A 14415-nucleotide genomic window follows, 5' to 3' on the forward strand; every position below is an offset into this window, starting at 1 on the left:
GTTCTGTTCGATCGGTGCCGGTACTGTTCGGCGAATGAGCTCGCTTAATCTCGACGACTTCACCGATCTGATCGAGCGCCCCGACGGTGGGGTGCGCCGCGACGCCGAGGCGCGTCGGGAGCGTCAGATCGTGCCGCCCGGGTCGCTGGGCCGCCTCGACGACCTGGGTGAGTGGCTGTCCGCGGCGCAGTCCGCGGTGCCGGTGCGGCCGATCGAGCGGCCCCGGGTGGTGCTCTTCGCCGGCGACCACGGCATCGCCGAACTCGGCGTCTCGGCCCGACCGGCGGGCAGCGCCGGGGAGTTGGTGCGCGAGGTGCTCGAGGGCGGGCGGCCGGTGTCGGTGCTCGCGCGGCGGCTCGGGGTGCCGGTGCGGATCGTCGACGTGGCCCTGGACTGCGACCCGGAGTCGTTGCCCGGCGAGGTCGCGGGGCATCGTGTGCGGCGCGGCAGCGGTCGTATCGACGTCGAGGACGCGCTGACCCTGGAGGAGGCGGAGGCCGCGTTCCGGGCCGGGGTCGCGGTGGCCGACGAGGAGGCCGACTCCGGTACGGATCTGGTGGTGCTCGGCGATGTGAGCGTCGGCGGGACCACGGCGGCGGGCGTGCTGGTCGCCGCGCTGTGCGGGACCGACGCGTCCGTGGTGACGGGGCGGGGCGGGCTGGCCATCGACGACCTCGCCTGGATGCGCAAGTGCGCGGCGATCCGCGACGCGCTGCGGCGGGCCCGGCCGGTGCTCGGGGACCAGTTGCAGCTGCTGGCCACCGTGGGCGGGGCCGACCTCGCGGCGATCACCGGGTTCCTGTTGCAGAGCGCGGTGCGCAAACTGCCGGTCGTGCTGGACGGGGTCGTGGTCGCCGCCTGTGCGCTGGTCGGGCAGCGGATCGCGTTCCGGGCGCCGGACTGGTGGCTGGCGGCGCACAACAGCGGTGAGCCGGGACAGGCCAAGGCGCTGGACCGGATGGCCCTGGAGCCGCTGCTGGAGCACGGGGTGACGGTCGGCGAGGGCGCCGGCGGACTGCTGGCCCTGCCGTTGGTGCAGGCCGCGGCCGCGCTCGCCGCCGAACTCCCCGAGAAGCCGGTGGCCGCCGAGGAAGGCACTGGCGAACCGGAGAAGCCGGAGACAGAGGAGTAGTTCCGGCGGGACAGACACGGGCACCCATATGATCCGGATTCATGGGACATGCCCGATTCGTCGTCCGATACCGGGAGATCCAGGTCACTTGGGCGCCGGTCAACTGCTCGATCCCCGGATCGGTCTTCCACGGTGGAAACCACCTGGAGACGCGCCGATGACGAGGATCGCCCGCTGGGCCCGCCGCGAATGGGGGCCGCTGTACGTCACCGTGCGCGGCCCGCTGATCCGGCGGCGGTGGCGGGCGGTGCCGATGGCGATCGGGGCGGTGTGCCTGACGGCCCTGCTCCAGTTCACGCAGAACCAGTCGTGGGGCTATCAGTTCGTACAGAACGTCGGGGCCGTACGCGCACAGGACCCGCTCTGGCTGGCCCTGCTGCGCACTCCCCTGTCGTTGTTCGTACCGGCGCTGGATCTGCCCGTGTGGGGTGCGCTGGCGCAGATCCTGATCGTGTTCGGTATCGCGGAGATCTGCCTGGGCTGGTGGCGCACGCTCGTCATCGCCTACGCCGCCACCCTCGCCGGCACGCTCTACGCCAGGCTCGGCATCTGGCTGGGCCCCGACAGCCCGATCGGCCTCCCCGGCACGGACGCGCGGGTCGTGGACACCGGCCCCTCGGCGGCCGTGGTGGGCCTCGCCGTGTTCCTCGCCTGGCGGTATCGGGCGCATGTCACCGCGGGGGTCGTGATCGGCGCCATGGTCGTCGAGGTGCTGCTGAAGGAGAACCTCGCGGGCAAGGAGCATCTGGCGGCGATCGCGGCGGTCCTCGCGCTGTGCGGGATCTCGGAGCTACGTCATCGTCGCGCGACCACCGGATCGGGCTTGCCGCCGATCAGGTCCTGAAGTCTGCGGCGGGGGCCCGCCCAGCGGCGGTCGTGGCGGTAGGCGCGCAGGATGGACTTGGCGCGGGCCCGGGGGCGGCGGCGGTAGAAGCGGCGGGCCCAGGGTGAGCCCGGGCGGGCCAGACGGACGAAGCCGATCAGGCCGACCAGCGGCACGATCACGCTGAAGATCGCCATCCGGGCCTTGCCCTTGCCCAGGACGGCGAGGGCGAAGAGGAAGTTGACCACCACGGTCGAGATCACGTTCGCGCGGTCCTGGAGCTCGTCCTGGCTCAGGTCGTTGACGCCGAACGGCGAGAAGCCCGACAGCACCAGTCCGACCAGGGCCGCGGTGAGGACGACCACCTCCACGCTCTTGCGGCCCTCCTCCGTCCAGTAGACGTCGTCGAGGTGCAGGATCAGCGCGAACTCGTCCAGCACCAGGCCCGCGCCGATTCCGAAGATCACGGCGCACGCGGCCGCCCCGAAGCCGTGCCGCCCACTGCCGACGGCACCGAACCCGCCGATGACGCTCAGGACGACCCCCGGGACCACGTGGTGGATGTGCACCCCGCCGGAGCTGATGTTGCCGAACGGCCCCTTGCCGGCGCGGATGAGCCGGGTGACGAGCCGGGTGACCAGGAAGGTGACGACGAAGGCGGTGAGCGCGAGGAGCAGCGGCAGCTTGCCCGGCTCGACGATGTTCCGCTGCAACCAATGTCCCATACGCGAACTTTAGCCAGGGCGGCCGTGGCTGCATTTCTGACCGCCCGGTAACCTCGCCGGGTGCCCGCGCCCTCCTCCTCGACTCCCTGGTCCGACGGCCTGCGCTTCGCCTTCGGCACCCTTACCGTGCTCCCGGTCAAGGTGACCCGCTGGGACCGTGACGCCGCCCGCGGGGGGATGCTGTGCGCCCCGCTGGCCGGGCTGGTGGTGGGCGCGTGCGCGGCGCTGGTCGGCGTCCTGCTGCTCGCCCTGGGCGCGGGCCCGCTGCTCGCGGCGGTCGCCACCGCCGCCGTGCCGGCCACCCTCACCCGGGGCCTCCATCTGGACGGCCTCGCGGACACCGCCGACGGCCTCGGCAGCGGCAAGCCCGCGGAGGACGCGCTGCGGATCATGAAGCAGTCGGACATCGGTCCGTTCGGGGTGATCACGCTCGTCTTCGTGCTGCTCGCACAGGTGGCGGCACTGACTCAGGCGTACGACGAGTCGTGGGCCCAGGGCGCTCTGGCCGCCGTCGTCGCGGCGGCGACGGCCCGGCTCGCGCTGACCCTGGCGGCCCGCGCGGGGGTGCCGCCCGCCCGGCCGGAGGGGCTGGGGGCGGCGGTCGCAGGCGTGGTGCCGAGGGTGGGCGCCCTGGTCGTCGCCGCGCTGGTCCTGCTCGCGGCGGCGGGTGCGGGTGCGCTGTTCGGGACGTACGACGCCGTCCGGGCGTGCGCCGCGATTCTCGCGGCCCTCGCCGTCGCCGAACTGCTGCTGCGGCACTGCACTCGGCGCTTCGGCGGGATCACGGGGGACGTCTTCGGCGGGCTCGCGGAGACGGCGGCGACGACCGCGCTCGTGGTCCTGACCTTCGGGTCCTAGCAAGCCCGGCGCCACACCCCCAGTTCGTACTTCTTCAGCATCGAACTCAGCTTCAGCTGCCGTGACTTCGCGCAGAAGCGGCTCGTGGGCAGTTCGTACTCCACGTGGAAGACGGCCTTGCCCGCCTTGATGAAGGGGGTGTTGGCCTCGCACTCGTCGTACTGGGCGCACTGTTCGTTGACCGCGAAGTCGAAGTCGTCGACCAGTTCCGGGATCTGGTCCAGGTCGTTCTTCAGGCCCACCGCCATGCCCCGGTCGTGGGCCAGCTTCGCGATCAGACGGTTGTAGCGGAGCTGGTCGGCGGCGCTCAGGGGGAAGCCGGTGCGGTTCTTGTAGCCGTCCATGTTGTCGGGCTCGACCGCGTCGAAGCCCTTCTCACGGCACATGTCGAAGCGGTCCGCCATCAGCGGTTCCAGTACGTCGGTCTGCCGGATGTCGAGCCAGCGCTCGCCCTCCCAGCCGTTGCCGCGACCCAGCACCGACTTGGGGAACTTCTTCGCGTCGGGCCGCCAGTCCTCCCAGGCGCCGGTGGAGAGGTAGCAGATCACCTTGCGGCCCTTGCCGTGCAGGGCGGTGACGGTGGACTCGGGCTGGTCGAAGCCGTCGATGTCGTAGACCGGGACGTCGACGGAGGTGTCGATCGTGCGGCCGCTGAGCTGCCACTGCCAGTCGAGGCCGGGGGCCGGCTGCCAGCGTGGACCGGGTTTCGAGTCGGGGCTCGTCGTGCAGGCGGCCAGCAGAAGGAGGGGGACCAGCCAGAAAACGCGTCTCACCGAGCGGGCTCCAGAGTGTGGGGCAACGTACCCCAAGGATGATCTCCCACCCCCGGCACCGCGCAGTACAGATCTACATCCACCCCTTCCGCCGCCCCCAACTCGACGCCCTCCGGGACGCCGTACACCAGGTGGCACAGCCGGACGTCCATGCCGCCGCGCCACGGCTGCGGGGGTTGTCGGCGGTACGTCGTCCAGGTGCCCTCGAAGGTCACCAGCACGTCGGCGACGCGGGCGTACGAGGGGTGCGGGGTGGTGCCGTGGTTCAGGGCGAGGGTGCCGCGGACGGCGGTGGCGAGCCGCCGGTAGTAGGCGAACCCCTCGGGTCCCGAGGTGACCTGGTCCAGGAAGGCGCCGTCCGTGCCGTACCAGTCTCGGTGGCGCGCGAGGTCGCGGGCCACGTCGGCGGGCGGGCGGCGGGCGTAGTCGGTGTCGGCGTACCCCAACACCCGTACTCCGGCCGCCCGCAGCCTCGCGGCGACCTCGGCGAAGGCCTCGTCGGGGGCGTCGCCCGGGCCGCTGGCCGGGTTGAGGACGACGCCGTAGAGACGGGGTGCCGCGGCGACGATGGCGTCCCATTCGGCGGGGCGGACGGAGGGGTGCTCGTAGTACGGGACCAGGAGAGTACTCATCGGTGGGCCGTCGCCCTTCCCAACAGGGCGCAGACGAGGGCGGCCTGGGCCGCGGCTGCCGTGCCGTGGACGGTCAGGGCGACCCAGTGCGGGTCGCCCGTGTGGGTCAGCAGGGCGAGGGTCTGGGCCAGGGCCGCCGCGCAGCAGACCGTCGTCGCGGTGAGGATGGCGCCGAAGGACTGGAGGAGGAGGCCGGTCCAGAGGACCACGCCCAGCACGAGCAGGCCTGGTGACAGGGTGGACATGGCGAGGCCCAGGGCGAGGAGGGTGAGCAGATAGAGGGTCAGGCACTCGATCAGCGTGGTGGTTGTCGTGCGCCAGAAGGCTCTCGCGGTGCTGGTGTTGCGCAGGCCCGCGAGGCTGCCGCTGCGGAAGCGGTGGAGGAAGTATTCGGCGGGGCCCATGCTGAGGGTCAGGGCAACGGCGGCCTGCGCTTCGCCCAGGGCTGCATAGAGGACCAGGACGCCCGTTCCCAGACCGAAGAGGGCGTAGGGGAGAGAGGAGAGGAGTCGGGGGCCCATCGTCGTTTGTCGGCTGCGGGATCGCTGTGGCTTGTCGCGCAGTTCCCCGCGCCCCTTGGGTTCGTTCCTCCTCGGCGCGACTTCACGTAGCCCCAGAGCCACCACAGCCGCCAGGGAGCCCAGCAGCAGGGCTGCTCTCACCGCCGTCGGCACGGTGTGCACCAAGGTCAGAGCCGCGCCCGCCGACATCGGCAACAAGGCCAGCAGCAATGCGCGTTCACGGCCGAGGACCAGGAGGGCCGTCGATGCACCCAGGTACACAGACTGGCCTGCGACGAAGGCCAAGGCCACCGGGTCGACCAGTAGGGCGACCAGAGAGCCCAGCACCGCTCCCACCGGCGCTCCCAGGAGCAGGCTGCGTCTGGCCGCCTCGCGGTCGCCCAGGCTCAGCCAGGAGTACGCACGGTGGGCCAGGCCCTGGTTCCAGGTCCAGCCGACCAGGGCGCCGGCGAGGAGGGGGATCGTGCCCGCCGGGAGGCCGAAGTCCCGGGGGCCGGTCAGCAGTGGGGCGCCGAGGACGTAGGCGAGGCCGGGAAGGGCGAAGACCACTCCCCGCAGCAAGCAGCCCAACAGGCCTACCTGCCAGGGGTCGTGGAAGGGGCCGTCCGGTTCGGGGTAGCGGCGGTCGTTGCGCTCGTAGAGCTCCTCGGCCAGTGCGAAGGAGTTCTTGACGCCGTACCGCTCGCGTATCTGGTCGTCGGACATGCCGTCGGATTCCAGGAGCGCGGCTATCTCGTCGGGGTGGACGGCCGCGGCGACGAAGTCGTCGAGGCGCTCGGCGAGTTCGTCGACCGGGTCGGGCCGGGCCCAGCTCGGGGTGCGCTGTCCGGGGATGCCGGGCACGGTGTCGGGGCGGGCGCCGGGGGGCAGCCAGACGGAGCCGCTCACCAGCCGGTTCCGTCCGTGGCGACCGCGGCGTACCAGGGGTCGCGCAGTTCGAGGGTCCAGTCGGCGACGGTTTCGAGCGTGGGCTCGTAGACCTCGGGCATACCGGCGAGCTCCTGGTAGATCGTGCGGAAGTTGTCCACGGAACGGCGGAGCGTGAAGCGGTCGATCACCCGCTGTCGCGACAACTCGCCCAGTTTCAGGCGGCGTTCGTCGTCCCGGAGCAGGGTGAGGGCCGCCGCCGCCAGCTTCTCCGGTTCGCGCGGGGGCACCACGAGCCCCGTGTCGCCGACGGCCTCCCGCACTCCCCCGACGTCCGTCGACACCGTCGTACGACCGCAGGACATGGCCTCGATGATCGAGAAGGGGAAACCCTCGGAGATGGAGGAGAGCATGACGACGTGGCCGGCCGCGTACGCCCGCCACACCTCGCTGATGCGGCCCTCGAAGGTGAGGCCGTCGGTGACGCCGAGTTCGGCGGCCAGCTTCTCCAGGCGGGTGCGGTACTCCTCGCCGCCGGGCGGAACCGGGCCGAACAACCGCAGCCTGGTTTCCGGGAGTTCGGCGCGGACCATGGCGTAGGACCGGATCAGGGTCTCCAGGTCCTTGATGGGGTCGACGCGGCCGCACCAGGTGAGGGTCGGGACCTCGGGTTCCGGGCCGGCGTGCGGGAAGGCGGCCGGGTCGACGCCGTTGTAGACCGTGCGGATCTTGTCGGCGTCGGCGCCGCCGCGCTCCTCCCAGCGGCGGTTGTACTGGTTGCAGGGGGTGATCAGGTCGGCCGCCCGGTAGCCCAGCGAGTTGAGCTCGCGGTAGAAGCCGAGCATGAACGCCTTCACGGGCCAGCGCTGGGCGTCGCTCTTGTAGCCGAGGTAGCGCTCGCGCAGGTAGATGCCGTGCTCGGTGAGGAGGAACGGCACGCCGTCCAGCTGGTGCGCGGCGAGGGCGGGTAGCGTGGCGAGGCCGCTGCTCACGGCGTGTGCCACCGAGTCCTCGGGGATGCGGACGCCCAGCGGTCTGAGCGCGTGCTCCAGCAGGTCGGTCGCGGTGAGTGCGTCGTGGACGGTGGGGCGGGCCTCGGCTGTCTGGAGGTGCGGCATCGTCCATATCCACATCAGCGAACGCAGGGCCGCCTCGGTGCGCAGGGCCGCCGACAGGCGTTCGTCGCGGGCTAGTCGAGCCAGGTCGTACAGAGCCTCGCCGAAGTCGCAGGGGGTCTCCGGGTCCAGGAAGGACAGCAGGAAACGCTCGTACGCGTCGATGAAGCGGCGCCTCGCTCTGCCGTACGGGGCGTGTTTGCGGCCGGGGCGTGGGCCCCAGGTCGGCACCGAGGTGTGGCGGTAGACGTTGGGCGGCAGCTCCCAGGTCACGGGTTCGCGGCCGCTGCCGGTGAGCGACAGGATGTGGAAGTCGACCTCCGGCATTCCCTTGACGAGTTGGTCGCACCAGGTGCTGACGCCGCCGTGGACATGTGGGTAGGTGCCTTCGGTGAGCATGGTGACGTGTCTGCCCGAACGCATGGGCGTGCGGTTCCCCCCTGTTTGCGGAATCTGTGGGGGGAACTGCGCGATGGTGGCCGACTGCGGGTGCGTTGTGGCTGGTCGCGCAGTTCCCCGCGCCCCTGACGGGCGCTCCCCCTACGGCAGCTTGAGAGTCAAGGCGGACTGCAGTGCCGCCGGCGTGGTCCAGGCCGAGCGCCTTCCCGCGTACGCCGTACCGAAGGTGGTCGTGCCGAGCAGCTGCTGCTGCTTTGTGCCCTCGGGGGCCGTCACGGGAATCTGTGTTCCGCTCGGGGCCGTGACGGTGACCGTCGTGCCGACGCGGTACGCCGTGACCTTGCCGCTCGCCAGTGCGGCCTGCCAGGCGGCGCGGCGCTGGAGTTCGGTGCCGATGGCGGTCTGCGTGAGGTTCTGGATCGGGGTGTTGTCGGCGAACAGGGCCCGGTAGTCGCCGAGGACCTTGTTCATGACCGGGTAGAGGGTCCGGTCCTCGGCCAGGTTGGACTGGTGGGCGTAGTGCGGGCGCGGGTCGTTGCCGATCGCGTGTCCGAGGGCGGTGCGGGCCTCCATCGGGACGATGTACGACCGGTAGCCGGTGGCCGGGTCGAGCGGGTCGGGCAGACAGGTGGAGGACGGGTTGTTCTCGCAGATGCCGCTGCCGCCGTCGGCCGCCGAGGTGTAGATCCAGTTGTACTCGTCGACCATCTCGGCGTCGGTGCCGACGTTGTAGTACACGTTCATCGGGTAGCGGGGCACGGTCTTCGTGCTGCTGCCGATGGAACGCTGGTCCGGCTCACGGGAGTTGTCGGAGGCGGTCCACTTGATGGCGTTGTCGGCGAGGGCGCCGGCGAGGTTGGGGTTGTCGGCGGGCTGCTGCGGCAGCGTCTTCAGACCGGAGTGCTCGCCGGTGACCAGCTCGCCGCGGGTCATCGGGAGGCCCTTGGTGACACCCCAGTTGTAGTTGTTGCGGATCTCCGCGGAGATGTCGGCCCGGCTCATGTATTTGGTCGAGCCGTCGGTGTTCTTCGCGCAGCTCCACGGCACCGTCGAGGTGTCCTGGACACAGCCCAGGAACTGGTGCGTGTAGGTGTGGTTGATCCAGCGGTACTTGGCCTTGTCGGCGAGGAGTTGGGCGGCCAGGGCGTCCGTGCCGCCGTTCTCGGTCTTCCACTGCTCGCCGGAACCGGCGTTGTAGACCATGTCGAGCGTGAAGCCCTGCTCCTGCTGCCACTGGGCGGCGTACTGCGCGTCCGCCGCCGTCATGCGGATCGGCGTGGTCCCCTCGCCCTCGCCGCCCGCGCAGTCGAAGTCGCCCGGGGTGCAGTTGCGTCCGGTGTCCCAGCGGCTGTCGGGGGCGAAGACGTCGTCGACGTGGACGGCGAAGTAGTTGCGGGCCTGCCCCAGGTGCACGCCCTGGGTGAGCCACTCGACGATGCCGCGGGCCAGCACCCGGAACTGCTGCTGGTACTGGTTGTACGCGAAGGTCACGACGAGCTCGCGGCGCCCGTCGTGGACGTACTCGCCGACGAGGCTGCCGCGGCCCGGGCCACCGGGCACCGCCGTGTCGACGTAGCTGGTGAAGCCGGTGCCGGGGGTGGCCACGTAGCCGTAACTCTCCATCACCGACGGGGAGTTGTCCTCGAAGGTGAGGGCGCCGTCGAGATAGCCGAAGTAGCCCGACTTCCCGGCGGTGGTGACGCCCGCCTCCTGACCGTCCAGCGAACCGGAGTAGCTGCTGTACTCCAGACCGACGCCCGGGTGGGCCCAGGTGTAGGCGTCGACCTGCGGGATGCCGTACGTCTTCTCGTACGCCTCCAGCGCGGTCTGTTCGGCCGAACCGGCGCCGAACGGGGCCTCGTTGGGCAGGACGACGCCCTGGTACTTGGCCCGGGGTGTGCCGTTGACCGTGTCGCTGAGGAACGCGGCCGTGATGACCGGGCGGTTCGCGGCGTTCAGGTCGACGGTGGTGTACGGGATGCCCGTGCTTCTGAGCTGGGCGGTGATGGCCTGGACGGGGCTGTCGCCGTTGTCCACGACCAGGACCTTGAGATCGATGCGCGGCGTCGTCGCGGCCGCCGCGCCTGGTGCTCCGAGACCCAACGCCACCAAACCGGCGGCTGTCAGGGCAGCGGTCGCGCCCCTCCATCTGTGCGCAATCTGCGCCATTGTGTGTGTCCTCCCCCAGAAGATCCCCTTGTGGTAAATCCAAGGAGGATCAGTGGAAATCATGCAAAGCGGCGAGCGAGCAACTCGCCGGAACACGACGAGTGTGGCCGAGGTAACCGGGAGTGAGGATTGAGAAGTGGCCACGACGCCACTCACAGGTGAACGACCGTAGGAATGAGCGAACGAGCCGCGCGAGCGTAGGCTCGGTCCGGGTGTTCATCGACGGGGTGAAGGCCCCGGTCGATGCCGCCCCCTGACGCAGATCTAGGGTCGGCTGTCGGGCCCGGTCGACCCACCCACACTCGGCCAACTGAACTTCACATCGGAAGCGAGATTTCACCACCGTGACTGCTCTCACTCTCAGCACCGCCGCGGCGCCCGGCCTGCGGGCCGACGCGATCGTGATCGGTGTCGCCAAGGGCGCCAAGGGGCCGGTCGTCGCACCCGGCGCCGAAGCCGTGGACAAGGCCTACGACGGCAAGCTCGCCGGCGTCCTGGAGACCCTCGGTGCCTCCGGCGCCGAGGGCGAGGTGACGAAGCTGCCGGCGCCGGCCGGTTTCAAGACCCCGCTCGTGGTGGCGGTGGGGCTCGGCCCGGAGCCCCAGAAGGACTCCTCGTTCGACTCCGAGTCCCTGCGCCGCGCCGCCGGTGCCGCCGCCCGCGCGCTGACCGGCGCCAAGAAGGCCGCCTTCGCCCTGCCCCTGACGGACGCCGCCGACGCCGGCGCGGTCGCCGAGGGCGCGCTGCTCGGCGCGTACTCCTTCGACGCCTACAAGGGGACCGCCGGAACAGATGGGGCCACGAAGAACGGCAAGGCGCCGCTCGCCGAGGTCGCCCTGCTCGGCGGCAAGCCCCGCGACAAGGCGTACAAGGCGGCCGTCGAGCGTGCCCTCACCGTCACCGAGGAGCTCAACCGGGCCCGTGACCTGGTCAACACCCCGCCGAACGACCTGTACCCGGAGGCCTTCGCGGCCGTCGCGCAGGCCGCGGCCAAGGAGCACGGCATCAAGGTGCAGGTGCTCGACGAGAAGGCGCTCCTCAAGGGCGGCTACGGCGGCATCCTCGGCGTCGGCGGCGGTTCGGCGACGCCGCCGCGGCTGGTGAAGCTGTCGTACACCTCCTCCAAGGCCAAGAAGCACCTCGCGCTCGTCGGCAAGGGCATCACGTACGACTCGGGCGGCATCTCGCTCAAGCCTGCCGGTCACAACGAGACGATGAAGTGCGACATGAGTGGCGCGGCCGCCGTGTTCGCCGCGATCGTCGCCGTCGCGCGCCTCGGCCTCGAGGTGAACGTCACCGGGTGGCTGGCGCTGGCCGAGAACATGCCGTCGGGCTCCGCCGTGCGGCCGGGTGACGTGCTGCGGATGTACAGCGGCAAGACCGTCGAGGTGCTGAACACCGACGCGGAGGGCCGGCTGGTGCTGGCCGACGCGCTGTGGGCGGCCTCCGCGGAGAAGCCGGACGCGATCGTGGACGTCGCGACGCTCACCGGCGCGATGATGCTGGCGCTGGGCAGCCGGACGTTCGGTGTCATGGCCAACGACGACGCCTTCCGTACGGCGGTGTACGAGGCCGCGGAGGAGGTCGGTGAGCCGGCGTGGCCGATGCCGATGCCGGAGCACCTGCGCAAGGGCATGGACTCGCCCACCGCGGACATCGCGAACATGGGTGAGCGGATGGGTGGCGGTCTGGTCGCCGGGCTCTTCCTGCGGGAGTTCGTGGGCGAGGGGATCACCTGGGCGCACCTGGACATCGCCGGCCCCGCGTTCAACGACGGCGGGCCGTTCGGGTACACGCCCAAGGGCGGCACGGGTACGGCGGTGCGGACGCTGGTGCGGCTGGCGGAGCTGACTGCCGCGGGTGACCTGGGGTGACGTTCGCCTGAGAGCTCGGGTGTTCTAGGGGCGTGGGCGGCTGCGGGCCCGTTGTGGCTTGTCGCGCAGTTCCCCGCGCCCCTGGGTACGTCAGCCCCCAGGTATCTCACTTTGTGCTGTCCTCACATGTGAGCGTGTGGTGTCTCACACCCCGGCCCCGCGTCTCGTTCGGTCTCGACAAGTGCGAAGATGGGCTCGGCAGGACAGGGCCCCCACCACAGGGCCGAAGAAAGAGCGGCCGGACACCAGCCGCCGCGCGGTCACTGGAGACCGGCGTACGGCGCACATGCATGGAGGACGTGACGTGGCGAACGACGCCAGCACCGTTTTCGACCTAGTGATCCTCGGCGGTGGTAGTGGCGGGTACGCCGCGGCCCTGCGCGGGGCTCAGCTGGGGCTTGACGTCGCCCTGATCGAGAAGGACAAGGTCGGCGGTACCTGCCTGCACCGAGGGTGCATCCCCACCAAGGCCCTGCTGCACGCGGGCGAGATCGCCGACCAGGCCCGCGAGAGCGAGCAGTTCGGCGTCAAGGCCACCTTCGAGGGCATCGACATCGCCGGGGTCCACAAGTACAAGGACGGCGTGATCGCCGGTCTGTACAAGGGCCTCCAGGGTCTTGTCGCCTCTCGCAAGGTGACGTACATCGAGGGTGCGGGCCGGCTGTCGTCGCCGACCTCCGTCGATGTCAACGGCCGGCGCGTCCAGGGCCGCCACGTGCTCCTCGCGACCGGCTCCGTGCCGAAGTCGCTGCCGGGCCTGGAGATCGACGGCAACCGCATCATCTCCTCGGACCACGCCCTCGTCCTGGACCGCGTACCGAAGTCCGCGATCATCCTCGGCGGCGGTGTCATCGGCGTCGAGTTCGCCTCCGCCTGGAAGTCCTTCGGTGCGGACGTCACCGTCATCGAGGGCCTGAAGCACCTGGTCCCGGTCGAGGACGAGAACTCCTCCAAGCTTCTCGAGCGCGCGTTCCGCAAGCGCGGCATCAAGTTCAACCTGGGCACCTTCTTCTCGAAGGCCGAGTACACCGCCGACGGCGTCAAGGTCACCCTGGCCGACGGCAAGGAGTTCGAGGCCGAGGTCCTGCTCGTCGCCGTCGGCCGTGGCCCGGTCTCCGCCGGTCTCGGCTACGAGGAGCAGGGCGTCGCGATGGACCGCGGCTACGTCCTGGTCGACGAGTACATGCGCACCAACGTGCCCACCATCTCCGCCGTCGGTGACCTGGTCCCGACCCTCCAGCTCGCGCACGTCGGCTTCGCCGAGGGCATCCTGGTGGCGGAGCGTCTGGCCGGCCTCAAGGCCGTCCCGATCGACTACGACGGTGTCCCCCGCGTGACCTACTGCCACCCGGAGGTCGCCTCCGTCGGTATCACCGAGGCCAAGGCCAAGGAGATCTACGGTGCGGACAAGGTCGTCGCTCTGAAGTACAACCTCGCGGGCAACGGCAAGAGCAAGATCCTGAACACCGCGGGCGAGATCAAGCTCGTCCAGGTGAAGGACGGTGCCGTGGTCGGCGTCCACATGGTCGGCGACCGCATGGGCGAGCAGGTCGGCGAGGCCCAGCTGATCTACAACTGGGAGGCGCTGCCGGCCGAGGTCGCCCAGCTCATCCACGCCCACCCGACGCAGAACGAGGCGCTCGGCGAGGCCCACCTGGCCCTGGCCGGCAAGCCGCTGCACGCTCACGACTGACCCTCGGTCGAAGAAGCGCCCCAGCGACGACCACAGACTTCCGCAATTCGTAAGGAGCAACCGAAACCATGGCGGTTTCCGTAACCCTTCCGGCGCTCGGCGAGAGCGTCACCGAGGGCACTGTCACCCGCTGGCTGAAGGCCGAGGGTGAGCGAGTAGAGGCCGACGAGCCGCTGCTCGAGGTCTCGACCGACAAGGTCGACACCGAGATCCCCTCCCCCGCCGCCGGCATCCTGGCCTCCATCAAGGTCGCCGAGGACGAGACGGTCGAGGTCGGCGCCGAGCTGGCCGTCATCGACGACGGCACCGGTGCGCCGGCTGCCGCTCCGGCCCCGGCCGCCGAGCCCGCCCCCGAGCCCGCCGCGGCTCCGGAGCCGGCCGCTGCCGCCCCCTCCACCGAGCAGGCCGCCCCGGCGCCCGCTCCCACCGCCGAGGCCGCCGCCGGCGCCGGTTCCGCCGAGGGCACGGACGTCGTCCTGCCCGCGCTCGGCGAGTCCGTCACCGAGGGCACCGTCACCCGCTGGCTGAAGTCGGTCGGCGACTCCGTCGAGGCCGACGAGCCGCTGCTCGAGGTCTCCACGGACAAGGTCGACACCGAGATCCCGGCGCCCACCTCCGGTGTGCTGCTCGAGATCACGGTCGGCGAGGACGAGACCGCCGAGGTCGGCGCCAAGCTGGCCGTCATCGGCGCCCCGGGTGCGGCTCCGGCCGCGGCTGCCCCTGCGGCTCCGGCCGCCCCGGCTCCCGCGCCCGCCGCCCCGGCCGCTCCCGTGGCCCCGCCGGCCCCGGCTCCTGCCCCCGCCGCGCCCGCGGCTGCGCCGGCCCCGGTCGCCG

General features: G+C 71.1%; 12 protein-coding genes. 6 read left to right on the forward strand and 6 right to left on the reverse strand.

Going from position 1 to position 14415, the window contains the following annotated elements:
• Positions 1-34: 34 nt before the first annotated feature.
• The gene (gene cobT / locus ABKA17_RS47385; protein ID WP_353698695.1) at positions 35-1132 is read left to right on the forward strand and encodes a nicotinate-nucleotide--dimethylbenzimidazole phosphoribosyltransferase; all 1098 of its coding nucleotides are present in this window, start codon (positions 35-37) and stop codon (positions 1130-1132) included.
• Between the two features lie 157 nt (positions 1133-1289).
• Positions 1290-1976 (forward strand): hypothetical protein, encoded by a 687-nt coding sequence (locus ABKA17_RS47390; RefSeq protein ID WP_353698696.1) that lies wholly within the window; start codon positions 1290-1292, stop codon positions 1974-1976.
• Here the strand turns inward: ABKA17_RS47390 and ABKA17_RS47395 are convergent.
• Positions 1928-2680, reverse strand: coding sequence for a hypothetical protein (locus ABKA17_RS47395; protein ID WP_353698697.1), 753 nt, complete (start codon positions 2678-2680; stop codon positions 1928-1930). The genes ABKA17_RS47390 and ABKA17_RS47395 overlap by 49 nt on opposite strands.
• A gap of 60 nt (positions 2681-2740) precedes the next feature.
• On the opposite strand from ABKA17_RS47395, the gene ABKA17_RS47400 reads away from it, so the two are divergent.
• Positions 2741-3538, forward strand: a complete 798-nt coding sequence (locus tag ABKA17_RS47400) for an adenosylcobinamide-GDP ribazoletransferase (protein WP_353698698.1) — start codon at positions 2741-2743, stop codon at positions 3536-3538.
• Here ABKA17_RS47400 and ABKA17_RS47405 read toward each other — a convergent pair.
• From ABKA17_RS47405 to ABKA17_RS47425, 5 genes are all read right to left on the reverse strand, one after another.
• A complete protein-coding gene (locus tag ABKA17_RS47405; RefSeq protein ID WP_353698699.1) occupies positions 3535-4311 on the reverse strand; it encodes an endo alpha-1,4 polygalactosaminidase in 777 nt (258 codons plus the stop codon). The genes ABKA17_RS47400 and ABKA17_RS47405 overlap by 4 nt on opposite strands.
• Positions 4308-4943 (reverse strand): spherulation-specific family 4 protein, encoded by a 636-nt coding sequence (locus ABKA17_RS47410; RefSeq protein ID WP_353698700.1) that lies wholly within the window; start codon positions 4941-4943, stop codon positions 4308-4310. Before ABKA17_RS47410 ends, ABKA17_RS47405 begins: the two co-directional genes overlap by 4 nt.
• The gene (locus ABKA17_RS47415) at positions 4940-6352 is read right to left on the reverse strand and encodes a hypothetical protein (RefSeq protein ID WP_353698701.1); all 1413 of its coding nucleotides are present in this window, start codon (positions 6350-6352) and stop codon (positions 4940-4942) included. The genes ABKA17_RS47410 and ABKA17_RS47415 overlap by 4 nt, the downstream gene beginning before the upstream one ends.
• A complete protein-coding gene (gene pelF, locus ABKA17_RS47420) occupies positions 6349-7869 on the reverse strand; it encodes a GT4 family glycosyltransferase PelF (protein WP_353698702.1) in 1521 nt (506 codons plus the stop codon). The genes ABKA17_RS47415 and pelF overlap by 4 nt, the downstream gene beginning before the upstream one ends.
• A gap of 117 nt (positions 7870-7986) precedes the next feature.
• On the reverse strand, positions 7987-10014 hold the full coding sequence (locus ABKA17_RS47425) for a hypothetical protein (RefSeq protein ID WP_353698703.1): 2028 nt from the start codon (positions 10012-10014) through the stop codon (positions 7987-7989).
• A 344-nt stretch (positions 10015-10358) separates the two neighbouring features.
• On the opposite strand from ABKA17_RS47425, the gene ABKA17_RS47430 reads away from it, so the two are divergent.
• The 3 genes from ABKA17_RS47430 to ABKA17_RS47440 form a co-directional block, all read left to right on the forward strand.
• Positions 10359-11888 carry a leucyl aminopeptidase gene (locus ABKA17_RS47430; protein WP_353698704.1) on the forward strand — a complete coding sequence of 510 codons (1530 nt, stop codon included), beginning with the start codon at positions 10359-10361 and terminating at the stop codon, positions 11886-11888.
• Positions 11889-12192: 304 nt separating this feature from the next.
• Complete coding sequence (gene lpdA / locus ABKA17_RS47435) at positions 12193-13581, forward strand: dihydrolipoyl dehydrogenase (RefSeq protein WP_353698705.1); 1389 nt, start codon at positions 12193-12195, stop codon at positions 13579-13581.
• A 68-nt stretch (positions 13582-13649) separates the two neighbouring features.
• On the forward strand, positions 13650-14415 hold a 766-nt coding region (locus tag ABKA17_RS47440; RefSeq protein WP_353698706.1), incomplete at its 3' end, for a biotin/lipoyl-containing protein.

This window comes from Streptomyces sp. RG80, from assembly GCF_040446465.1.
Lineage (GTDB): Bacteria > Actinomycetota > Actinomycetes > Streptomycetales > Streptomycetaceae > Streptomyces.

Bases quoted from the DNA above. Each gene is read 5' to 3' on its own strand.
- pelF (WP_353698702.1), bottom strand. From the start codon at position 7,869: ATGCGTTCGGGCAGACACGTCACCATGCTCACCGAAGGCACCTACCCA.
- ABKA17_RS47390 (WP_353698696.1), top strand. From the start codon at position 1,290: ATGACGAGGATCGCCCGCTGGGCCCGCCGCGAATGGGGGCCGCTGTAC.
- ABKA17_RS47410 (WP_353698700.1), bottom strand. From the start codon at position 4,943: ATGAGTACTCTCCTGGTCCCGTACTACGAGCACCCCTCCGTCCGCCCC.
- cobT (WP_353698695.1), top strand. From the start codon at position 35: ATGAGCTCGCTTAATCTCGACGACTTCACCGATCTGATCGAGCGCCCC.
- ABKA17_RS47425 (WP_353698703.1), bottom strand. From the start codon at position 10,014: ATGGCGCAGATTGCGCACAGATGGAGGGGCGCGACCGCTGCCCTGACA.
- ABKA17_RS47395 (WP_353698697.1), bottom strand. From the start codon at position 2,680: ATGGGACATTGGTTGCAGCGGAACATCGTCGAGCCGGGCAAGCTGCCG.